This window comes from Rufibacter soli, from assembly GCF_054781795.1.
Genome location: NZ_BAAGTS010000002.1, coordinates 878532 through 900264 on the forward strand (window position 1 = coordinate 878532; position 21733 = coordinate 900264).

Consider the following 21733-nt stretch of genomic DNA (forward strand, 5'->3'; position numbering starts at 1 on the left):
GGTAGCCATAAATTGAAATTTTCCGGGCCTGCGGCCGAAGGCCTGAGAGAACCATTAGGCTTTTGGGCCGTTATAACAGCAATTTTAAGGAAATGTTTACGCTTCCAAAAAAAATAACGGGATAGGCTTATTCAATGGCTTTACCAGGTTTAATCATTTTTGCTGAACCCACCATGACAAAAAAAAATGGTCTATTGCTGCTTCTGCTTTTTGCCTTCTGGGGAACAAGTGGGTGTGATAAAATTCCTAAAGACCCTGAAGATACCTTGCGCCAAGTAACCGGCGGAACCTTGCATGTAGGCTATTCAGAGAACCCGCCCTGGGTGGTAAAAGGCGCTCAGGAGCCCACCGGCCTGGAACCCGAAATGGTCAAGGCCTTCGCTAAAACCATCAATGCCCGCGTACAGTGGCACCAGGACACAGAACAGGAACTGCTGGAAGCCCTGGAGAAAAAGAAACTTCAATTGGTGGTGGCGGGCCTCACAGATGACTCCCCCTGGAAAAGTAAGATATCCTTTACCCGGCCCTACCTTACCCTGGGGAAAAAAAAGCACGTGTTTGGGGTGGTCATGGGCGAGAACGCCTTTGTGATGAAGCTGGAGAAGTTCCTGCACAAGAAAGAAGAAGAACTTAAAAAGCAGCAACCATGAAACCACTGGACAGATTTGAATATCCTCCTGAGCTCAGGGAGCCATTTAGAAAAGCCAAAAAGCTGGAGTGGATTACCATTGGGTACCTTATCTCGGCGGCGCTGGTCATGTTCTTTACCATGGGCAACTCCCAGGCCATGAAAACCGCCTGGTTTGAAGACGTGTTGAGCCTTATCCCGTCTGTCTCGTTTTTGATTGCCTCTAAGGTATTCCATAAAAAGCCCAACAGTAATTTCCCCTACGGGTACCACCGCGTGGTGAGCATTGCCTATTTGTGCAGCGCCATTGCGTTGTTTTCCGTTGGCGCTTTCCTGATCATAGATTCCTGCATGACCCTAATCAAGCAGGAGCACCCCACCATTGGCGTGGCCGTAATTTTTGGGCAGGAGGTTTGGCTGGGCTATGTGATGATGGTGGCACTGGTATATGGGTCCTTGCCGGCCGTTTTTCTGGGGCGCCAGAAACTGCCGCTGGCAAAAAAACTGCACGAGAAAAACCTGTTCACAGACGCAGAGATGAACAAAGCCGACTGGATGACCGGGGCCGCAGCCATTCTTGGTATTATTGGGATTGGGTTGGGGTTTTGGTGGGCAGATGCCGTGGCGGCTATCCTTATTTCTTTTGACATTATCAAAGACGGCTTTACCAACCTCAAACAAGCCGTTTTTGATTTGATGGATGAGCAGCCCAAGAAAGTGGAAGACCAGAAGAAAGACCCGTTGCTGGACCAGGTGCATGCTGTTCTGGAGAAACAGCCCTGGGTCAAAGAACATGCGTTCAGGATGCGCGAAGAAGGCCACGTGTACCTGGGCGAAGGTTATGTGGTGCCCCATACGGATGAAAATCTGGTAAATCGCCTAAACCAGCTGGGAGAAGAGATTGAAGGCTTGAACTGGCGCATACTGGAGTTTGTACTCATGCCCGTCCGGGAGATACCAAAAACCGAGGAAGAGGAATAGGAGAGATAACCTTTCCTCCATTCTGCCTTCGCCTTAGGTTGGCCGCAGCCAACCGCTTAAAAAGGAAAATCCCCGGGCCCCTGCATTTCCTGGTAAAGGAAGGCAGGGCCCGGGGATTTTTATGGGGTTACTACAGGTGACCCCACCAGTCAGAAGCTGGCAGAAGGTTAGTCAATCTTCTCGTCTACTTTATTGATTCCTTTTTTAGTGGTGTTTTTTACGGCTTTACCGGCCTTTTTAGTGCCCTTTACCACGCCGGTGCCTACTTTCTTGGCTCCTTTGCCAGTGGCTTTAGCGCCGCTCACGGCTACGTTTTTAGTGCCTTTGCCTAACTCTTTTGCCCCATGGCCCATCTGGTGCGTACCTGTTTTAGCGCGCTCTTTGTTGGTCTGGTGTTTCAGGGAGTCCTGCACAGCAGGGATAGAAGCCTCTGCAGGAACTGCCTGCAGAAAGGCGACGGCTGATAAGGCCGCTATAAATGCTAGTTTTTTCATTTCATAAGTTGTTTTACACTGTACCAATTGGTTCCTTTTAAAACGGATGCCCCGGTTGATAGTTGCAAAGAGGGTGACACAAAAGCCAGTAAAGTACAATTGGTGATGTTGCGGTAAAAAAGTGGAAGAGGTGTTTTAAAGCCGTTTTTTGTAAAACGGCCCTAAACCATGCTTCGGCTGTTACACAAAACGATCTTCTTAAGGAGGGCGGCTAGACTAAGACTTTGGGCAACCCGGTAATAAAGCAGGCATCTGCATCCGTTTTAAGGCTGATTTAAGAAAAACAGGCTCAAAACAGATTCTTTTATGAATTTGCGTAGCGAAACAAAACTTTGAGCCCCAAATTTGGTTTTACTTGATTATGGATCTGAAAAAACGAATACTTAAAACGCTGTACCCACTTATTATGCGCTTGTCTAAAGCAACCGCAAAGGGCAGGGTGCTAAAAAACGATAAAAAGGTAAGGCCGGCGCAGCCGTTTTACCAGCTCTCCACTGTTCTCAACAACGGTACGCCTCTGGATTTCAGCCAGCTGAAGGGCAAAAAAGTGCTGTTGGTGAATACTGCCTCTAACTGCGGCTATACCGGGCAGTACCAGGAACTGCAGCAACTCCATGAAGAGAAAAAAGACTCTTTGGTGATCATCGGGTTTCCGGCCAATGACTTTAAGGAACAGGAGAAAGACAATGACGCTGACATTTCACAGTTCTGCCAGGTGAACTATGGCGTCACCTTTCCATTGGCTAAAAAAAGCGTGGTGGTGAAAGGCCAAAACCAGAACCATGTGTACAACTGGTTGTCAGATGCGCGCCAAAACGGCTGGAATGAGCATGAGCCAGACTGGAACTTCAGTAAGTACCTGCTGGATGAAAATGGTGTATTGACCCACTACTTCGGCCCGGCCGTTTCCCCGTTGAGCCCCGAGGTGCAGCAAGCCCTTCAAAAATAAGCCACCTCTTTTCAGCGCCTTGAGAAAAAAGGCTCCTACCAACCATGGCCCGTGTGTTTGACCCATGAAAATTGGCATATACACGGGCCATGGTTGGTAGGAAAGGGCTATGGCCGTACCACAGACCGCAGTCTACTGCCTCTGGCGGCGTCTACGCTCCAGATACCTGCTCCCTGTGAGGCAATGTAGAGAAACAGAAAGCAGTAGAGCACCGCTAGTTCTCCCTGGTTCAGGATAGGTGCCCAGCCATTGGGGGCATGGGCCATAAAGTAAGCCACCGCCATCTCACCACTGGCAATAAATGCGGCCCAACTGGCAAACAACCCAATGGCAATCAGGAAACCGGCCACCAACTCAATAATCCCGGCTACGCCCATCATGGAGGCTATTTCAACGGGCGGACTGCCTCCGGGCCAGCCGAACAGCTTTTGGGTGCCGTGCGCCATAAACAAGATACCGGCCACAATGCGTAGCAGGGCATAGAATTGGGGGGCGTAAGTTCCTAAGATTCTGTCCATCTGGTTTTGGTTTAGTTTTGACTGGTGAAGTATTACTTACTTTAAGAGATACGAGCCCTTTTTTAGAGAGTTAGTTGTTAACCTGTTGACCTTCAGGCAGGAAAGGGGTATTTGGGCACTTGCGTTTTGATGCCATTTTCAGGAAAACAGGCCTAAAACGCAAGTGTCTTTTCTTGCCTTTCCAATAACGCCACCCAGGAAAAGAGAACCCACAACACCTACCAGAAAAGCCAAGAAAAAAGGGAACGTGCCAAAAGCGCGTTCCCTTTTTAGAGATAAGTTGGGGGTGACTACCGGAGTCTCTGCTCCATTTTGGAAAGCAAGTCCAAAAATTTCTCTGAGAGGGCCTCTACTTTCTCAAGGCCTTCATGGGCCTCATCTATTTTACCCGCCTGGTAAAGGTCTATGTACTGCCTGGCGGTTCTGTTAAGTTCATTTTGCAAGAGGGAAAGCTGCTGTAACTCTGCCTCGCGGTGGTAGGTGGCTTGCCCTACGTTGGTGAACCACATGTTCACCGGGCCCGAGGCCGAGAAAAACGCGTCATCATACGCCCCGCCGTACAGCGCAGACCGTATTTTTGACTTATATAAGATGTGCTTGATGCGAAGCTGCTGAAAATCTACCTGGGCGGTATTCATGTTCTGGTATAAAGTACCTCGTCGTTTTATTCCTGGCCTGGCGTTGCCTGACCTTGGGTAGATTGTTTTAGCAACATGCTTTCTGTGGTTTCATAGCCGCAGACCAAAATGCCTGTGATCTTTTGCTCTTCGTCATACATGGCTTGGTACACAAAGGAAACGTACAGGTCATGCAAGACACCATCATTGTGCTTGTCAATTTTAATCAGAATGTTGTTAGCCGTAAAGGTCTCACCGGTGTTATAGACGTTGTCCAGCACGGCAATAAGGCCTTGTTCCTCTACCTCTGGTACTACCTCAAGCACGGTTCTGCCCAGCAATTCTTTGTTAGGCAGTAACTGTTGGTATTTCTCATTGACCAGTTCATAGCGGTGGGTGGGGCCACTGAGAATACAGAAGAAAACGGGCGCCTGCATGATAAGGCGTTCTAGGGTAAGGCGCCGGCTTTCGGCCTTTTTATGATTAAACGTCACCTGATCTGCCAATGCCGACATTTGCTCCGCTGACTCCAGGAGCTCCTGCACCATGAGTTTGGTTGAATGCACGTCTGTACAGGAACCCACCAGGGTTTCAATGGCGCTCCCATCTTTGGTGAGCACGGGAACTATGCGGCACAGAAACCAGCGGTAGGCGTCTTCATGGTTTTTGAAGCGGGCTTCCATCTGCAGTTCCTTTTTGTTGGCAATAGTCTCCTCCAACCTGCTTTTAACATCGGGCAGGTCTTGGGGGTGTATTACGTTTTCCCAGTTATAGTCTGCCTGGAGCGCCTGCTGGGCAGTGAAACCGGTGTATTTCTCCCAGCGGCTGTTCACGTACGTAACCTGCAACTGCGGCGTGAAGGTGAACACCAATTGCGGAATGGTATCGGTCATGATGTTGAACTTCTTCTCGCTGGCCTGCTGGGCCTGCTTGGCCAGTTCACGCTCGGTCACGTCTTCGGTTTTCTGCACAATGTACTGCAGGGTACCCTGGTCGTCTAAGATAGGGGTGTGGGAGGCCTCCCAGAAACTTTCATAATATCCGCCGCCTTCCTGGGCAGGGCGCGCAATGTGGTAGCGCACCAGGTCCATGTGGTCTATCTGCCTGGTGGCAACTACCCGGTCCAAGGACAGTTTTACAGGGTTTTCCTCATAAGAATAGTCTTTGTCTGGGTAGGCCTCCAGCAGAAAATGCCGACCTTTAATCTCTTCCAGGGTGCGCAGGGTGGTTTTTAGGTAAGCCTCTGTGGCAGCCAGCACAATGTAATCAGGAGAAAGCACCACATAGTTGTCTGGGGCCTTCTGGAAGATTCTTGAAAAATCCATGAGGGGAGCGTTGGGCAGTTAGGGGTAAATAAACAGTATGAGAGAAACTAACTCCTAAGAACTCAAAAAGTTTTCAAATGGAAGGAATCCCATAAAAAAAAGAAGAAATGGCCTTTCCTGTTTTAAGCCCGTTTTTGAGAAAACAAACCTAAAACACGGCAGGCGTATACCCTATAAACCCTAAGCATTACTTAAAATGGATAAGCCCCTACTGGACGCGGTCACAGAAGCCATGCAGAAAAAGAAGTTCCTGAAGATACAATACGTAACCGATCTGAATGACTACCTGACCGTTACGTCCATGATCAAGAAAATGGAGGACAAGGAGCAAGGGCCGGTGCTGGAACTGGTCACCGGGCAGGAAATTCCCTTTCACCAATTGGTGAAAGTAGGCGACGTGGCCTCTGCCCACTACAACTCCCGCGACTTTACCTGTGACTGCTAAAATCGGTGTTTTTACAGCAACTGGTAAACCCTATCTGTGGCAAAAGCGGCAAGAAGCAGTTATTGGTTCCGCACCTTTACATTGTCGCCTTCAGGGTGCGTAACATGCAGGCAAGGAGTGACGTCTGAGCCATGCAGGGGGCGCCCGGTAGAGGATAAATGGGTACACGCAGATTCATCCTCATAATGCAGCTTATGTCTGCAGGCCACATTCTGGGTAGAGTAGGCAGAGAGGGTCTGTAGGTGTTGGTCTAGGCGGTGGGCCCTTGCTTTACGCGGGTAATGCAACAAGTCTTCCTGGGCGCTGGTGTGCAGGTAATCCAGCATGCTGAGCAGAATGGATTTGTCTTGCAGGTACAGGTACTCGGTGGCATAAATATCAGCGCCAATTTCCATGTCTTGGTTAAGCTGCAGCATGCCGGTGCCTTGCTTGTTCAATTTCTTTTTATTGACGTGGCCTCTTTGCAGGTGTCCGTATTCATGGGCCTGGTGAAAGGCGGTCACAAATGGCCCTACTTGTTGGGCCAACTCTGGATTGAATTCTATCACGTAGGTCTTGAGGCTGTCATGGTAACTGAGTTTGGCAATACTCTGTAACTGGGCATTAGCCACCAGCGGCACCGGAGGAATCCACTTCTGGGCATATACTGAGGACAGCCAGAAAAACAGCAGTAAGGTAAAGAGCGCGCGAGACAACATAACAAGATGGCTTAAAGGATGGAATATGGTATATAGCTTTTCTAATAGCTGAATATAAGCACCTATACCCCACAAAGCCAAATAAGGAAATTCAGAAGAAGCCTGAGTTGATTCTATCCTGCCCGCCGCACCAATCCTTTCCTGTAATGGCAGTAAAAAGCGTTTCGGGCCTGTTTTTTGGAAAACAGGCCCGAAACGCTTTTTGGATTTTTAAAGAGAGATTTCTTAGTCGCTTTCGAAATTCCTGGCCAGGGCAAACCTGCCTACCGCACGCTTTTCTTGGGTAACGTGTATAGCGCCTTTACGGTAAAGCTCACAAACTTATCATTTGACCCCAGATAAGAATTGGTGCCCTGGCGGTTATCCAGGAAATCTGTTGACGGCATGGAAAGGGTAAGGTCGGTGGCTAGGCTGAACTCCTCGCTTAACCTGAACCGCACGCCTCCGCCAATAGGGATGACTAAGGCCATAGCCGGGTATTGCTTGGCTTCAGTACCTTCCGCAACTTCTTCATTGGTGGCCACATCATAGCCTACCAGGCCAACGCCGGCCTTGATGTAGGGCACCATCACCAAGGCTCCCTGAAAAGACCGGTTGTAGAAATTGTTAAGGGTGTTTCGGCTGGCCAGGTGCATAGACACAGAGCCGGTAGCCGTCACAATAGAAGAGTTGAAGTTGAGGTCTTTCTGGTCCAGCGTAAAGGTTTGCTTCCCCTTGACCTGAAAGAAATCTACGTTGGCTAAGGCCGAGAGGTAGGGGGTGACTTGCCGGATAGCGCCCAACCCAGCCGTATACCCAAAGCCGTTGGACTGCAGCAGGTTTTTAGTGCTTCTGTCATCTGCGGCATAATCACTGTTCATGACCACCACACCCGCGCCGCCGGAAAAAGTAAGCTTGTTAGAGACCTTGAAAAGCCGCAGGACGCTATTACTGGTAGTTTGGCGGGTGCGTTGGGCTTGAGAGGCCTGGGGAGCCAGCAGAACTGTCAAAAGCAGGATAGCAATCAGCAGTACCTGAGTAGAACCGCCCCGCTTCCAACTGAAAGGGAGTGAAGCCCCAGGGAATTGGCCTAATTGGGCATTGGTTTGGCCGCCGGCTGGCAGGGGTATAGATACTAAAGAGAGGAACCTGTTCTTCATTTTAAATTGCTAGTATAGAACGCAAACGCGCCGTTCCTTATCATGGCTATATTAGGCGAAGGAGTTGGATAACGGGCCAAATTACGTCATTGAAACCCACAGTACGTGCAAAAGCCAATAACAAGTTAGACAATTTGGCTATGTTTCTGGGCTATTTGAATACATACTACGGTTTTACGGCTACAGCGTAAAACGAAGAAGGCTTTGCTATCTATTTTTGAGAGCGAGATAAATTTTTCTTTCGCCTTAGGGAGGAGCACTGGCCAGGCACGCCACCGCCCTGAACCAACCTTCCTTTTCTGGAGAAAGGCTGATCCAGGGCGGTAGTCCAAGACCGGATCTGGGTAGACTAGACTATGACTGTTGGTTGCTGTTCCAAATGTCTTTCTGCATTTTCCAGTGGCCATTCTCGCGTTTCCAGACGGCCATATACTTTCCTTGGTCAATGGGTTGGCCCCCTTCTCCCTTGAGGGCGAAGGTACCTAGCTCAATGGCGGTAAAGTCTAGTTGTTCCACTTCTACGGTTTCTAAGGAAATATCCTTTACCCCCGTTTCCAGGGCATGTTGCCAGTACTGGCTAATAGCTTCGCGGCCCTTAAGTACATCTTGGCCGGCGGGCATGAGCAAGGCGGTAATAGTATAAAGATCAGCTACCGCGGCAGTGTTGCCTTGGCTGTACAAATGGATAAATTTTGAATTCAGGCTCTTGATTTCTTCAGTAAGGTCAGTGCTAATCGCTTCCATAAGTGATGGAGAAGAGAGAATTAGTGAATAATTGCATGTGAGCGCCAAAATACCAGGAGCCTTGCCGACGGCCTTGTAAGGTTATCTGCGTCGCTCCCCACCGAGTGTCCAATAGGATTCAAACAAATAAGCGTGGTAAAAAATACCTTCGGGTTAGCTGAAGGTAAATGGCAATTGGCCTTACGCCTTGCCCAAAGGCTAGGAAAAACCTGTGTTCTGCTTGCCTTTAGGAAGGTAGCAATAAACAACAGAATTAGAAACCTCATCACTCTTTATTTGCTTTAGTGCGGGAGAAGGCCTGAGTTTATGGCCAATAGCACCAACGGCGTGGCTATTACCTTTCTGTTTTGCCTTTAATGTAAGTCCTCACTGGCAATACCTGTGCGGGTAGAAAAAATGAAAGCCCCGCAGGGCTTTCAAAGGAATACGTGTTGTGACCGGGTTCTTTTAAGCGCTTTTCAATGCCTCAGCCACCGTGTTGGCCATAGGTGTGGTAGGGTGCCCAATAAGGGTGGAAAGCTGGTGGCTGTCATCAAACAAATCTCCTTTAGAGGCAGAAACATCCCAGCTGGCAATAGCCTGGGCCAGCCCCTGCGGCAACCCGAAGCTGGCAAGCGCGGCGGCGTATTCCTCTTCCGGAAGGTTTTTGTAGGGAATCTCTTTGCCCGTCTGGCGCGAGATCTCGGCGGCCAGGTCATGGAGCGTGTACGCTTTATCTCCGGCTAGTTCATAGACTTTGCCCTGTTGTCCCTGGCCCGTTAACACAGCCACGGCGGCATCTGCATAATCAGCACGCGACGCTGAGGAGATTTTGCCATCTCCCGCACTACCAATGAATGCTCCCCCGGCCAGTGCCCCGCCTATAGAACCGGTGTAGTTTTCAGTGTACCAGCCGTTGCGCAGCAAGGTGTACGGTATGCCAGAATCCTTCAGAGCAGCCTCGGTGGCCTTGTGTTCTTCGGCCAGGCTGAGGGAAGATTTGTCGGCGTGCAGGAGACTGGTATAGACAATCCAGTTCACGCCGGCTTTCTTGGCGGCGTCAATCACGTTTTTATGCTGCACGGCGCGTTTGCCTACCTCACTCCCTGAAATCAGAAGCAAGGTATTTACGCCTTCCAGTGCTGGTCCAAGTGTCTCTGGTTTGTCATAATCGGCTTCACGGGCTTCTACGCCCAGGTCTGCGGCCTTCTGTTTAGATCGTACCAGACCTACTAACTGGGCGTCAGGTGATTTATCTTTCAGTTTGGAAATGATAAGGTGGCCCAAATGGCCGGTGGCTCCGGTAATGGCTATTTTGTTCATGGTGTTGGTTTGGTTTACATGGTAGATTTAATGTACGGTTTTAGTTCTAAAGTGAAGGCGGGACGTGCCCGAAAAAGCGCTGAGGCTTTTCTTCATATTTCTGGGGGAACGGCTACTAGGGGCAAGCCGTAAAGAAGGATTCTACATGCAGCCTGTACCTATGACGTTTACCATTGAAGAATTACTGTTGGGGGCTTCGTTGCTGTTGCTCCTGAGTATCTTCCTGAGCAGAAACCTGGGCCGGTTTGGTATACCCGCGCTGGCCCTGTTTCTGGGCGTGGGCATGTTGGCTGGTTCTGAAGGAATTGGCGGCATTTACTTTGATGATTTCGGGAGGGCCCAGTCGTTGGGTACTATAGCCCTGACCATCATCCTTTTTTCGGGCGGGTTGGATACCCGTTGGGAAGCCACCAAGCCCATTTTGTGGCGGGGCATAGCGCTCTCTACCCTGGGCGTGTTCATCACGGCCATACTGGTAGGTTTATATGCCACCTACGTAATGGATTTCTCGCTCATGGAGGGGTTATTGCTGGGGGCCATAGTGTCTTCTACAGATGCTGCCGCGGTGTTCTCTATTCTCAGGTCAAGCAAGATAGCGTTGAAGAACAACCTGGGCCCAACCCTGGAACTGGAGTCTGGTAGTAACGACCCTATGGCCTATTTCCTGACGGTGAGCTTTACGTTTTTGATCACGAGCCAGGGAGCCAGCATCTGGCAACTAGTACCCATGTTTTTTCTTCAGATGAGCATAGGGGCAGTGGCCGGCTTCACCATGGGACGTTTAAAGGGTTGGGTAACCAATAAGATAAAGCTGCAGCAGGAGGGGCTGTATCCGGCGCTTATGCTGGCCATGCTGCTGTTCACGTTTTCCTTTACCAACCTCATTCAGGGCAACGGTTTTCTGGCGGTGTATATTTCTGGTGTGGTGTTGGGCAACAGCAACTTTCTGCACAAGGGCAGCCTCACCCGCTTTTATGACGGTCTGGCCTGGCTCATGCAGATTGTCATGTTCCTCACGCTGGGTTTGCTGGTGTTTCCGTCGCAGATTGTACCCGTGGCCGGAGCTGGGCTTTTAATCTCCTTGTTCCTGATTTTTGTGGCCAGGCCAATAAGTGTTTTTCTGGGTATGTCTTTCTTCAAGACCTCCTTTAGGGATAAGGTGTATGTGTCATGGGTAGGGTTGCGGGGGGCAGTGCCCATTGTGTTTGCCATGTACCCTATACTGGCAGGGGTGCATAACGCAGAGATGATTTTTAACATAGTTTTCTTTATTGTACTCACCTCCATTATGCTACAGGGTACTACCCTTAAAGTGGTGGCAGACTGGCTAAATCTGAGTGAGCAGGACCATTCACTTAAGATGCTGGCCCTTGGCGCCGAAAGAGGCTACGCGTCTAAAAACTCTCTGGTAGAGCTAGAGATGGGCCAGGACTGGCGGGCCATTGGCAAACCCATTGTAGAACTAGGCCTGCCCAAAACCGCCCTTATTGTACTCATTGACCGGGGCGGCTCCTTTGTCACACCCAACGGCTCAACGGTGCTCCAAGCCGATGACAAACTCATGATCATGGTAGAAAATGAGGAGGAATTGGAGCGCGTACGTGTAGCTTTAAAATAAAAGGCTATTACCGTTTCTAGCATCTTTTCCAGAAAACAGGTCCAAACCAAAGTAGCCCTTAAGGTACTCTGTAATTAGAAACATGCCCTACTATTGCCAGGACCTCTAGGTTCTTTCTTTCAAAAGAGTAATTAAGGCATGTTTCTTAAAATCCAAGTTAAGCGGTAACCTGATTATTCTTCTTATGATATAAAGGCGCGAGAATTCGAGAACATAGATTTCTTTGATTCTTTATGGAAAAATGAAAATTATATCTATCTTATGTAATATTTAAGATTTAATAACTAACCTATATAATAATGGATTTTCAAGATGTAATTAAAGCCCTGGGCGAGAAAGTTTCTCGCATGCAAGAATCAATTCAAACCGAGGAAGCCACAAAGATGGCCTTTGTCATGCCCTTTATATCCTCCCTTGGGTATGATGTGTTTAACCCCATGGAAGTGGTGCCTGAATACATCGCTGACCTGGGAATTAAGAAAGGGGAGAAGGTTGACTACTGTATTTTCAAGGATGGTGCCCCTTCCATAATTATTGAATGCAAGCATTGGAAAGAGAAGCTAGACGTACATAATTCTCAGTTACACCGCTACTTCCATGTAACCGCTGCCCGTTTTGGAATATTGACCAATGGCATTGTCTATAGATTCTATACTGACTTAGTGGAAGCCAATAAAATGGATGACAAACCCTTTTGGGAGTTCAACATTACAGAGGTAAGTGAGCAGGTGATATTTGAATTGAAGAAATACCACAAGTCTCAGTTTAGCGTGGAGAATATTTTGAGTTCGGCCACTGAGCTTAAGTATGCTAAGGAAATTAAGAGAATAATGCTGGAGGAAATGGCAAGCCCAACAGACACATTTGTAAAGCATTTCGCAAAGCAGATTGTGTCCGGACCCATGACTTCAAAAGTAATGGAGCAGTTTACCGGGCTGGTTAAAAAGTCTATTAATGGGCTGGTCAGTGAAATGATTAGTGATAGGCTTAAATCAGCACTTGCCTCCGAAGAGGACAGAGGGTTTGTGCAAACCCGGGTAGAAGAAGATACCACAGTGCAGCCAGTGATTAATGAACCGGTAAGTAAAATTCTGACCACTGAAATGGAGAAAGAGGCTTTTTATATCATCCGGTCAATACTCAGAGGAAAAGTAGATGCCAACAGAGTGCATCATAGAGATAATCAGAGTTATTTCGGAATCCTTTTAGACAATAATAACCGTTGTCCTATTTGCCGGCTTTATCTAGAAGGTACAAAGAAAAGTGTCGTCCTATTTGATGAGACGAAGAAAGAGTCCAGACATGAGATTCAAACGTTAGACGACCTATATGCGCATTCAGAACAGTTAATAAATACCGCTTTGAGTTATGATTTAAAGCCAGTCATCCTTAATTGAATTTCAGGAGCTAAGTATTAAGTTAAATAATAATGGCTGTGGCCCTTAGGATATCCTAAGGGCCACAGCCATTATTATTACTGCTTTAGAAAATTCTACTTATTTTTTCTCTTTCAATAAAATGTTTTCCAGTACTGCGCTTACTTCATTCTCATGTAAGCCAATGCGCATGTTAGGATGGTATAAAAGTCTTATCAAATCTTTATCCATTTGAGTAAAGGCTGCATTAGTATGTACCTTGGAGTAAAAAATACTTTCAGGATACAGGGGAGATACTTGCCCTAATCCTATGGCGCCAGTTACCATTCCTCGTGTCCAACTTTTCTGCTGGGCTGCAGTGGCTTGTTGATTATCAATGAAGATAAGGCTTTTATTTATCTCTTGGTTAGCATTCCACCAAACAGAAAATGCCCTTAAGTTCAACCTTGCCACCTCTGCGGAGGCCGGATACAGCGCAGAGAACTGGGCCACACTACCAAAGTATAGGGTAGTGTTTGATTGATTTTTATCAGTCACTACCTCTATAGAGAACCCATTCGTAGATAGGCTATTTATTTCATTTCGTACTTTTTGGAATTCGCTCAGGTTATCAGCAGTTGGGTTTCCCTCAATATAAACTTTGATATCAGTTTCCCATCTTCTGGTAATTTCATCACTGCCCCCATAGAAAAAGCCTAGGGCAATCTCTTGGAAATAGGAGATCACACTATGATCATATTGTGAAAGTTCTGAGGTAACCTCTTCCTCCTCTGTAAGACATCCTGAACATAGAAAAGAGATAAAGGTGAGTAGGAGTAACGTTTTCTTCATAATGATTTGATTGTAAGTAAAAAGAGGGTTAAAAGTGATTATTAAGATTTCTTTAATAAAACATTGAATTGGTTAAAGCCTGGGTGCTAAAGCTTCAATAATAGTTGATTAGCTAACCTATGAAAGCATTTGTGTGATTTTTCGCTTACTAATAAGACTTAAGTCTGTGCAACTTTGAGTTATTTGATCACCTGCCTTTTGTGAAGGAAGTCATCTATCGTAAAAATCAGCTCAATTGACTTTACCATAGGAGGCACCATATCCAACAGATAACAAAAATAAAAGATTTATTATAATTTAACTAATACGGAATAATATTTTATTGCTTATTTTATTGCTTATTGACGGTGCAGGGTAATCATCCTGCACATTCCCACTCTGACATCAATCACCCCTAAAAGTGACCTCCGTCATCTTTTTCGCGCGCCTGTCTTATGACCTTTGTAACGCTGAAAGGACTAGGCAAGCGGTAATAAGAGCACATTCACTACTCTACGCCACTGCTGGTCCAGTTCAGGAAGAGCTAAAACGGGTAGTGCCATGAACATCATTTTTTTACTTATCAGCATCAGCATTCTGGTAGCGGTCCTGTTTCTGGGAGCGTTCCTGTGGGCAGTGCGCTCCGGCCAGTACGAGGATGATTACACACCTTCCGTTCGCATTCTCTTTGATAATGAATTAACCCAAAAACAATCACTTACTTCAATTTCAACCAAACCTATGGAGGACACCGCACATGTTAGCTGAGGTTCTAAAAGCCCCCGGGGAGGCGCTGAAAGGCAGCGTCCGAACGGTAGAAACATTCTATTATGACAACAAGATTGTCAGAGACTTCGCCTACGCCACCCTGTTCTGGGGGGTAGCCGGTATGCTCATTGGGGTACTCATCGCGTTCCAGTTGGCGCGCCCCGAGTTGAACATGGGCACCGAGTACACCACCTTCGGGCGGATCAGGCCCCTGCACACCAACGCGGTTATTTTTGCGTTTGTGGGCAACGGTATTTTTATGGGCGTGTACTACTCGCTGCAACGCCTGTGTAAAGCCCGTATGTATTCAGATGTGCTCAGCAAGATCCACTTCTGGGCCTGGCAGTTAGTGATTCTGTCGGCGGTGATTACCCTCCCGTTAGGCTTCACTTCCTCTAAAGAGTACGCTGAACTGGAGTGGCCAATTGACATTGCCATTACCGTGGTATGGGTAGTGTTTGGCTGGAACATGTTCGGGACCATTATCAAACGCCGCGAGCGCCACATGTACGTGGGTATTTGGTTCTACATTGCCACCTTCTTAACCGTAGCGGTGCTGCACATTGTAAACTCTTATGAGATACCGGTAACGTTCATGAAATCTTACTCTGGCTACGCCGGGGTGCAGGACGCGCTGGTACAATGGTGGTATGGCCACAACGCGGTGGCATTCTTCTTAACCACCCCGTACCTGGGCATGATGTACTACTTCCTGCCAAAGGCCGCCAACAGACCGGTATATTCCTATAGATTATCTATCATCCACTTCTGGTCTTTGATCTTTATCTATATCTGGGCCGGTCCTCACCACTTGCTGTACACCGCCTTGCCAGACTGGGCACAGTCTTTGGGTGTAGTGTTCTCCGTGATGCTGATTGCCCCAAGCTGGGGCGGGATGATCAACGGTCTCTTAACCCTAAGAGGTGCCTGGGATAAAGTGCGCACAGAGCCGGTGCTTAAGTTTATGGTGGTAGCTATTACCGCCTACGGTATGGCCACTTTTGAAGGACCGCTGCTGTCTTTGAAAAACGTAAACGCCATTGCCCACTATACAGACTGGATAGTTGCCCACGTACACGTTGGCGCCCTGGGCTGGAACGGCTTCCTGACCTTCGGTATCCTGTACTGGTTGCTACCCCGCATCTTCAGAACCGAGTTATATTCTAAAAAGCTGGCCAACTGGCACTTCTGGTTAGGCACCATGGGTATCTTGTTCTATGCCGTGCCTATGTACTGGGCTGGGTTTACCCAAGGCTTAATGTGGAAACAGTTCACCAATGAAGGCCTGTTGCAGTACTCTAACTTCTTAGAGACCGTGCTGCAGATTGTGCCTATGTACTACCTGCGTGGTATTGGTGGCTTGCTGTACCTGAGTGGCGTGTTCCTGATGATCTACAACGTCATCAAAACCGTGAAAAGTGGTTCTCTGCTGGCTAATGAAGAAGCCCAGTCGGCCCCGTTAATGCCTGCCGAGGTTATCAAAGGCGAGACCCCGCACGCTGGTGGTCACTGGCACAGATTGATTGAGCGCCGTCCGGTACAAATGGCCGTGTTCGCTACCGTAGCCATCTTGATTGGGGGCGCCGTGGAGATGATCCCAACGTTCCTGGTAGAATCTAACGTGCCTACCATTGACAGTGTGAAACCTTACACCGCGCTGGAATTGCAAGGCCGTGACGTCTACATCAAAGAAGGTTGCGTGAACTGTCACTCCCAGATGGTGCGGCCGTTCCGCTCAGAGACTGAACGCTACGGCGAGTATTCTAAGGCCGGTGAGTTTGTCTATGACCGTCCGTTCCTGTGGGGTTCTAAGCGTACGGGGCCAGACTTGCACCGCGTAGGTGGCAAGTACCCTAACAGCTGGCACTACCACCACATGCTGGACCCTACCTCCATGTCGCCGGGCTCTATCATGCCAAATTACCCATGGCTGTTTGAGAAAGACCTGGATATCTCTACTACAGAGGCCAAGATTGAGACGCTGGCTGGTTTAGGCACCCCTTATGAAGAAGGATACGCCCAGAAAGCCAATGAAGACCTCATGCGTCAGGCCCGCGAAATCTCTGCTGATCTCCGCAAAGAGAACATAGAGGTGAAACCAGAGAAGGAGATTGTGGCTCTTATTGCCTATCTGCAGCGTCTGGGGACAGATATTAAAGTGAAGGAAGCTAAATAATAAGTCCTGCTACCGGTCCTCTGTCTTTATGGGGAGGGCCGGCGGTGGGCACAAAAGGTAAGATCATGTACAAAGAAATATTACAGTCCATAGATGGCATTGCCATATACCCCATCATCTCCTTTCTCATCTTCTTTTTCTTCTTCCTGGGGTTGATCGCCTACGTGGTAGTAGTGAAGAAAGACTACATCCAGAGCATGAAAGAGATGCCGCTGCAGAACGAAAACGGATTTGCCCAACCCCTTGATTTACGGTCATGAAAAGATTGAAACTCTACCTGGCGTCGGCGGTCTTTCTGGCCGGGGCCGCCCTGCAGCCTGCCGCCGCGCAGGACGCCGTAAAGGGCAAGGCCGTATTTGACGGGAACTGCGCCGCCTGCCACAGCATTGAAGAACAAGTGGTGGGCCCCGCCCTCAAAGACGTGCACAAGCGACGCGAGGAGCAATGGATCATCAACTTTGTGAAGAACTCCACCAAAGTGATCCAGTCCGGTGACAAACAGGCCGTGGAAGTCTTTGAGAAGTTCGGCAAGATACCCATGACCAGCTTTGAGGGCTCGCTCTCAGACGGTGATATCAAAGACGTGATTGCCTTTGTGAAGCAGGAAAGCGAAAAACCTGCTGAGGCCGCTGCCCCACCTGTTGCCACTCCCGAAGACGGCAAAAAAGACGGAACCGCTACTGCCCCGGCAGAAACCAGTTTCAGCCTGAAAGACCTGCCCGGCACCACGCTGGTGTTATTCAGTCTGATTGCCTTCTTATTGCTGGTGGTACTGGCCGTAATGGTAGTCACCTTTATGCAGGCCTTGCCCATTTTAGGCGAGTTCTATGACCGTCCGGCCCTGCGCCAGACCAGCATGGCCCGTCTGGTGCGCTTGCTCCGCGGAGATACCTCTACCATTGTAGGTACCCACAAAGACGTGCTCATGGATGACCACACCTATGACGGCATCTTCGAGTTTGACAACGACCTGCCGCCCTGGTGGAAGTACATGTTCTACGCCACTATTGTCTTCGGGGTGGCCTATCTGCTCCATTACCACGTGTTCATGAGCGGTGACCTGCAATTAGCTGAATATGACGCAGAAGTGCAGACAGCAGCTCTCCTTAACCCGGCTGGCTCTGGTGAGGAAAACGCCAATGAGGTAACCACTTTCACGGCCCTCAAAGACGCCCCTAAACTGGAAGCCGGTAAGGCCACTTTCATTCAGAACTGTGCCGCCTGTCACGGCCAGGAAGGACAGGGAACCGTTGGTCCTAACCTTACAGATGAGTTCTGGCTCCACGGCGGTGACGTGAACCAGGTATACAAAACCATCAAATATGGCGTCACCAGCAAAGGCATGGTGGCCTGGCAAAAGAAACTGAGCAACGACCAGATCCTGGAAGTGGCCAGCTATATCCTCAGCATACAGGGCACCAACCCCGCCAACGCCAAAGCCCCGCAAGGTGAAAAGCAGGAAGCGAAAAAATAGTGTTTTAGTGAATTGAGAAAAGTGTTTTGGAAAAACCGGGTGAACGCCTCTTCCTATCTGGGAGAGGCGTTTGCTTTTTAAGGCTGGTAGCTGATTTATGAAGGGCGATTCAAGGGGTATGACTGGGTGGTGGTTAGAAACTCTGGTCCCTGGCAGATGGGAAACCCCCGCTTTAAGCATCTTTTTTAGAAAACAGGCTTAAAACGGGGCTTGTCTCACAATATCCAATTCCGCATACTAAATGTAGACTCCCCCCTTGAGGGGGGCGAGGGGGGGTTACACCAACAGAGATGCACGTTAGAAAAGCCCTTGGCATAGTCACTCGTAGGAGCTGCGCACACTACGAAGTCTTTAGAGCAAGCGCTGTTGCAGGGGAATCACGGTAATAAAGGGTAACTCTTGTTCAGGGCTGTTTCACAACTTTTCAAGCCCTTGGAGAGGGTTCCAGACCCACCAAGACCCAGCAACGCATAAAGACCAGCCTCGCGTCCTTTCACTGCTGTATTACCCGCAACCTTCGTCACGAATCTGGAGACTCGCGCCAGGTCAGAAGTAACCAGTGATTTCCGTTTTGAGCACCTTTTTTAGAAAACAGGCTCAAAACGGGAATTGCCTTGCAAGCTGTTTTGCAAAAAGATGACGAAGATCATTTTCGTGGGTGACGAGGGCAATCCCCTGCGGCAGGGAAGGTGCCTACTTTTGTAAAGTACTTCAACCGGAAGATACTCAGAAAAGGGAACCGCCCTTGTGTCTGCTAGTTGCCCCCCGATGATTGGCCTGGCCCTGAAAGTGCCTGGTCTATCAAACTAGTGAGAATGCGTTTTTGCTGCTTTTACAGCTAAACAAAACTAACCTACAGGCTGCCCCGGCAGCCAGAACAGCAGAGGCAGGAAGCTGCCCCGCAGATTAAATACACCATCGCTCGCTGCCGGGCGCACAACCGGTAAGAGACTATGAGTACAAGCGTTAAAGACCCGCAAGCCTACCGCGACACCATTGCCACGGTAGACAAAGAGGGGAAACGGGTATGGCTTTACCCTAAAAAGCCAAGCGGGAAACTGTACCAGTACCGCAAGTATGTGAGCTATTTGCTCTTATCCTTACTTTTTGCGGGGCCTTTCATTAAAGTGAATGGATTGCCTTTGCTCATGTTCAATATACCGGCTCGCAAATTTGTGATGTTCGGGAGTATTTTCTGGCCACAGGATTTTTTCATCCTTTTGGTGGGGTTCATGGCCTTCCTGGTCTTCATTATCCTGTTTACGGTAGTGTACGGGCGCGTATTCTGCGGATGGGTTTGTCCGCAGACCATTTTCATGGAGATGGTCTTCCGGCGGATTGAGTACTGGATTGAAGGCGATGGCCCCGCCCAAAAGGCCCTGGACCGCGCCCCCTGGACCAAGGAGAAGATCTTCAAGAAGACGGCAAAGCACACGCTCTTTGTTTTAGTGTCATTTATTATTGCCCATACCTTCCTGGCGTATATTATAGGGGTAGACGAGCTGCAGAAGATCGTCACAGACTCGCCAATGAACCATGTGGGTGGCCTGGTTTCCCTGCTGGTGTTCACGGGGGTGTTTTACTGGGTGTTCGCAAAGTTCAGGGAGCAGGTATGTACCATTGTTTGCCCGTATGGCCGCCTGCAGGGCGTTATGCTAGACAAGCAAAGCCTTACCGTAGCCTATGACTATGAGCGCGGCGAACCCAGAGGAAAACTGAGGAAAGGCCAGGAACGCACCGACGGTGACTGCATTGACTGCCACCAGTGTGTGCAGGTGTGCCCCACCGGCATAGACATCAGGAACGGGTCGCAACAGATGGAGTGTATTAACTGCACCGCCTGTATAGACATCTGCAACTCCATTATGGATCTGGTGAACAAGCCGCAAGGCCTCATCAGGATAGCCACCGAAGAAAGCATTGAGGAGAAGAAGCCCTGGAAGTTTACCACGCGCATGCGGGCCTATACCGCCGTGTTAGTGGTGCTGGTTACGGCCTTTGCCATTCTGCTGGCCACCCGCTCCAATATTGAGGCGACCATTCTGCGCACCCCCGGAATGCTTTACCAGCAAACCGAGAAAGGGACCGTGACCAACCTCTACAACATCACCCTTATCAATAAAACCGATGAGGAGATGCCTGTCACCCTCAAGATACTTTCCAGCGAAGGATCTATTAAGGTAGTGCGCAATGAGTTGGTATTGCCCAAGCAGGGCCTGGTAGAAGGCGTGTTCTTCGCTGAGATCCCCAATGCCAGCATCAAATCTGCTTCCTCTAAAATAGAGATAGGCATTTACCACGGGGATGAACTCATAGACACCGAGACCACTAAGTTTCTGGGGCCGGGGCATTGAGAGAATGAGTGATTGAAGAGTGGAGAGATGGAGTGAATAGGAAATTTCCTCTCCCCAAAGATGAGTAACGAATGACCAATAGCGAGCAACTAAGATGTCTGACCATATATCAACTTCAAACCCGGTAGCGCAACGTTCTATGTTGCCCTACATCATTACCGCTGTGTTTTTATTGTTTGGCGGGTACATTGGTTTCATGGTCTACGGGGCCATGCAAAGTGACGTGAACCTGGTGAGCAAAGAATATTATGCTGAGGAGCTGGCCTACGGGCAGCGCATGCAACAGGTGGCCCAGGCCCAGGGACTGGAGAACCCTATCACCATCATCTCGGCAACGGCCGCTGAGCAGTTGGTGATCCAGTTCCCCGCAGAATTGAATGGTGCTACCGGCTCTATTCACCTGTTCCGGCCCTCAGATGCCAAGCTGGATGTGGTACTGCCCTTAAAGCTGACCGCAGAGGGCCTGCAGCACATTAATACCGCGTCTTTGAAAAAAGGATTGTGGCGCGTGCAGCTCACCGGCAAGGCAAACGGAAAAGAATATTATCAGGCCCAGGACGTAACCCTGTAACGCCATGTTGTGGGCAGGATTGGTCATTGGATTTATCAGTAGCTTTCATTGCGTGGGGATGTGCGGCCCCATTGCTATGGCGCTGCCTGTTGGCAGGGGTTCCGGCGCTTCCTTTCTGGGAGGCCGGCTCCTGTACAACCTTGGCCGCGTGGCTACTTATGCTACCTTAGGTTTAGCCGCCGGGCTTCTGGGTCGCACCCTGCACCTGGCCGGCTGGCAACAAACCATCTCTATTGTGTCTGGGCTGCTTATGCTGGCCCTGGTACTGTTACCCAAATTCAAAGCTGGCAGGTTTACTAAATGGTTGGGCACTGACCGGTGGTGGAACGTGCTCAGAAAAGCCATTGGCAAGCAATTCCAGAATCCGTCTGCGGGGTCTATGTTTACCATTGGGGCCTTGAACGGCCTGTTGCCTTGCGGCATGGTGTACTTTGCGCTGGCCGGGGCGGTAAGTGCGCCCGGGGTGGCCGGGGCCGTGGGCTATATGGCCCTATTCGGGCTGGGAACGTTGCCGCTTATGTGGCTGGTGTCTTTGTCTGGTAAGGTGATTAAGCCGCAGTGGCGCTTTTACATGCGCAATGCCGTGCCTTACGTGGCCGCTTGCCTGGCTGTGCTATTCATCCTGCGGGGCCTCAACTTAGGGGTACCCTACCTTAGCCCCAAATTGGTTTCCACTACCCAAGACGCCGCCGTGTGTCATGTTCCTTAATCAGAAAATCCTCCTTTTTATCTATAAAATTTAACCT

Annotated in this window: 22 protein-coding genes; 13 read left to right on the forward strand and 9 right to left on the reverse strand. The window is 49.2% G+C overall.

Features of this window, described 5'->3' with window-relative positions:
* The first annotated feature begins 173 nt into the window (after positions 1-173).
* Together ACYVJQ_RS05715 and ACYVJQ_RS05720 are read left to right on the forward strand one after the other, a co-directional pair.
* Positions 174-650, forward strand: a complete 477-nt coding sequence (locus ACYVJQ_RS05715) for a transporter substrate-binding domain-containing protein (protein ID WP_460892102.1) — start codon at positions 174-176, stop codon at positions 648-650.
* On the forward strand, positions 647-1609 hold the full coding sequence (locus ACYVJQ_RS05720; RefSeq protein ID WP_460892103.1) for a cation diffusion facilitator family transporter: 963 nt from the start codon (positions 647-649) through the stop codon (positions 1607-1609). The genes ACYVJQ_RS05715 and ACYVJQ_RS05720 overlap by 4 nt, the downstream gene beginning before the upstream one ends.
* A gap of 167 nt (positions 1610-1776) precedes the next feature.
* Here ACYVJQ_RS05720 and ACYVJQ_RS05725 read toward each other — a convergent pair whose 3' ends face one another.
* Entirely contained in the window at positions 1777-2103 is a 327-nt protein-coding gene (locus tag ACYVJQ_RS05725) for a hypothetical protein (RefSeq protein ID WP_460892104.1), read from the reverse strand.
* 406 nt (positions 2104-2509) lie between these two features.
* Here ACYVJQ_RS05725 and ACYVJQ_RS05730 point away from each other — a divergent pair, with 406 nt between their 5' ends.
* Entirely contained in the window at positions 2510-3052 is a 543-nt protein-coding gene (locus ACYVJQ_RS05730; RefSeq protein ID WP_460892105.1) for a glutathione peroxidase, read from the forward strand.
* Positions 3053-3159: 107 nt separating this feature from the next.
* Here the strand turns inward: ACYVJQ_RS05730 and ACYVJQ_RS05735 are convergent, their stop codons facing one another.
* The 3 genes from ACYVJQ_RS05735 to ACYVJQ_RS05745 all read right to left on the reverse strand — a co-directional run bounded on the left by ACYVJQ_RS05735 (position 3160) and on the right by ACYVJQ_RS05745 (position 5512).
* Positions 3160-3570: a DoxX family protein gene (locus tag ACYVJQ_RS05735; protein ID WP_460892106.1), complete on the reverse strand. Its 411-nt coding sequence runs from the start codon at positions 3568-3570 to the stop codon at positions 3160-3162.
* Positions 3571-3860: 290 nt separating this feature from the next.
* Positions 3861-4208 carry a histidine kinase gene (locus tag ACYVJQ_RS05740; RefSeq protein ID WP_460892107.1) on the reverse strand — a complete coding sequence of 116 codons (348 nt, stop codon included), beginning with the start codon at positions 4206-4208 and terminating at the stop codon, positions 3861-3863.
* Positions 4209-4234: 26 nt separating this feature from the next.
* Entirely contained in the window at positions 4235-5512 is a 1278-nt protein-coding gene (locus ACYVJQ_RS05745; RefSeq protein ID WP_460892108.1) for a PAS domain-containing protein, read from the reverse strand.
* Between the two features lie 196 nt (positions 5513-5708).
* Here ACYVJQ_RS05745 and ACYVJQ_RS05750 point away from each other — a divergent pair, with 196 nt between their 5' ends.
* On the forward strand, positions 5709-5957 hold the full coding sequence (locus ACYVJQ_RS05750) for a hypothetical protein (RefSeq protein ID WP_460892109.1): 249 nt from the start codon (positions 5709-5711) through the stop codon (positions 5955-5957).
* 59 nt (positions 5958-6016) lie between these two features.
* Here ACYVJQ_RS05750 and ACYVJQ_RS05755 read toward each other — a convergent pair whose 3' ends face one another.
* From ACYVJQ_RS05755 to ACYVJQ_RS05770, 4 genes are all read right to left on the reverse strand, one after another.
* Positions 6017-6655, reverse strand: a complete 639-nt coding sequence (locus ACYVJQ_RS05755; protein WP_460892110.1) for a hypothetical protein — start codon at positions 6653-6655, stop codon at positions 6017-6019.
* 263 nt (positions 6656-6918) lie between these two features.
* Positions 6919-7794 carry an outer membrane protein gene (locus ACYVJQ_RS05760; RefSeq protein ID WP_460892111.1) on the reverse strand — a complete coding sequence of 292 codons (876 nt, stop codon included), beginning with the start codon at positions 7792-7794 and terminating at the stop codon, positions 6919-6921.
* Positions 7795-8148: 354 nt separating this feature from the next.
* Positions 8149-8538, reverse strand: a complete 390-nt coding sequence (locus ACYVJQ_RS05765; RefSeq protein ID WP_460892112.1) for a YybH family protein — start codon at positions 8536-8538, stop codon at positions 8149-8151.
* A gap of 447 nt (positions 8539-8985) precedes the next feature.
* Positions 8986-9840, reverse strand: a complete 855-nt coding sequence (locus ACYVJQ_RS05770; RefSeq protein ID WP_460892113.1) for an SDR family oxidoreductase — start codon at positions 9838-9840, stop codon at positions 8986-8988.
* 160 nt (positions 9841-10000) lie between these two features.
* Here ACYVJQ_RS05770 and ACYVJQ_RS05775 point away from each other — a divergent pair, with 160 nt between their 5' ends.
* Positions 10001-11458: a potassium/proton antiporter gene (locus ACYVJQ_RS05775; protein WP_460892114.1), complete on the forward strand. Its 1458-nt coding sequence runs from the start codon at positions 10001-10003 to the stop codon at positions 11456-11458.
* 299 nt (positions 11459-11757) lie between these two features.
* On the forward strand, positions 11758-12855 hold the full coding sequence (locus tag ACYVJQ_RS05780; RefSeq protein ID WP_460892115.1) for a type I restriction endonuclease: 1098 nt from the start codon (positions 11758-11760) through the stop codon (positions 12853-12855).
* Positions 12856-12954: 99 nt separating this feature from the next.
* On the opposite strand, the gene ACYVJQ_RS05785 is transcribed toward ACYVJQ_RS05780, so the two are convergent.
* The gene (locus ACYVJQ_RS05785; protein WP_460892116.1) at positions 12955-13665 is read right to left on the reverse strand and encodes a DUF2927 domain-containing protein; all 711 of its coding nucleotides are present in this window, start codon (positions 13663-13665) and stop codon (positions 12955-12957) included.
* A 540-nt stretch (positions 13666-14205) separates the two neighbouring features.
* Between ACYVJQ_RS05785 and ccoS the strand changes: the two genes are divergently transcribed.
* The 7 genes from ccoS to ACYVJQ_RS05820 all read left to right on the forward strand — a co-directional run bounded on the left by ccoS (position 14206) and on the right by ACYVJQ_RS05820 (position 21696).
* Entirely contained in the window at positions 14206-14412 is a 207-nt protein-coding gene (gene ccoS / locus ACYVJQ_RS05790) for a cbb3-type cytochrome oxidase assembly protein CcoS (protein WP_460892117.1), read from the forward strand.
* Complete coding sequence (gene ccoN, locus ACYVJQ_RS05795; RefSeq protein WP_460892118.1) at positions 14402-16588, forward strand: cytochrome-c oxidase, cbb3-type subunit I; 2187 nt, start codon at positions 14402-14404, stop codon at positions 16586-16588. Before ccoS ends, ccoN begins: the two co-directional genes overlap by 11 nt.
* Positions 16589-16653: 65 nt before the next feature.
* The gene (locus ACYVJQ_RS05800) at positions 16654-16848 is read left to right on the forward strand and encodes a hypothetical protein (protein ID WP_460892119.1); all 195 of its coding nucleotides are present in this window, start codon (positions 16654-16656) and stop codon (positions 16846-16848) included.
* Positions 16845-18062: a c-type cytochrome gene (locus ACYVJQ_RS05805; protein WP_460892120.1), complete on the forward strand. Its 1218-nt coding sequence runs from the start codon at positions 16845-16847 to the stop codon at positions 18060-18062. Before ACYVJQ_RS05800 ends, ACYVJQ_RS05805 begins: the two co-directional genes overlap by 4 nt.
* A 953-nt stretch (positions 18063-19015) precedes the next feature.
* Positions 19016-20416, forward strand: a complete 1401-nt coding sequence (gene ccoG, locus ACYVJQ_RS05810) for a cytochrome c oxidase accessory protein CcoG (RefSeq protein ID WP_460892121.1) — start codon at positions 19016-19018, stop codon at positions 20414-20416.
* A gap of 94 nt (positions 20417-20510) precedes the next feature.
* The gene (locus ACYVJQ_RS05815) at positions 20511-20987 is read left to right on the forward strand and encodes a FixH family protein (protein ID WP_460892122.1); all 477 of its coding nucleotides are present in this window, start codon (positions 20511-20513) and stop codon (positions 20985-20987) included.
* Between the two features lie 4 nt (positions 20988-20991).
* The gene (locus tag ACYVJQ_RS05820) at positions 20992-21696 is read left to right on the forward strand and encodes a sulfite exporter TauE/SafE family protein (protein ID WP_460892123.1); all 705 of its coding nucleotides are present in this window, start codon (positions 20992-20994) and stop codon (positions 21694-21696) included.
* The last annotated feature ends 37 nt before the right edge of the window (positions 21697-21733 follow it).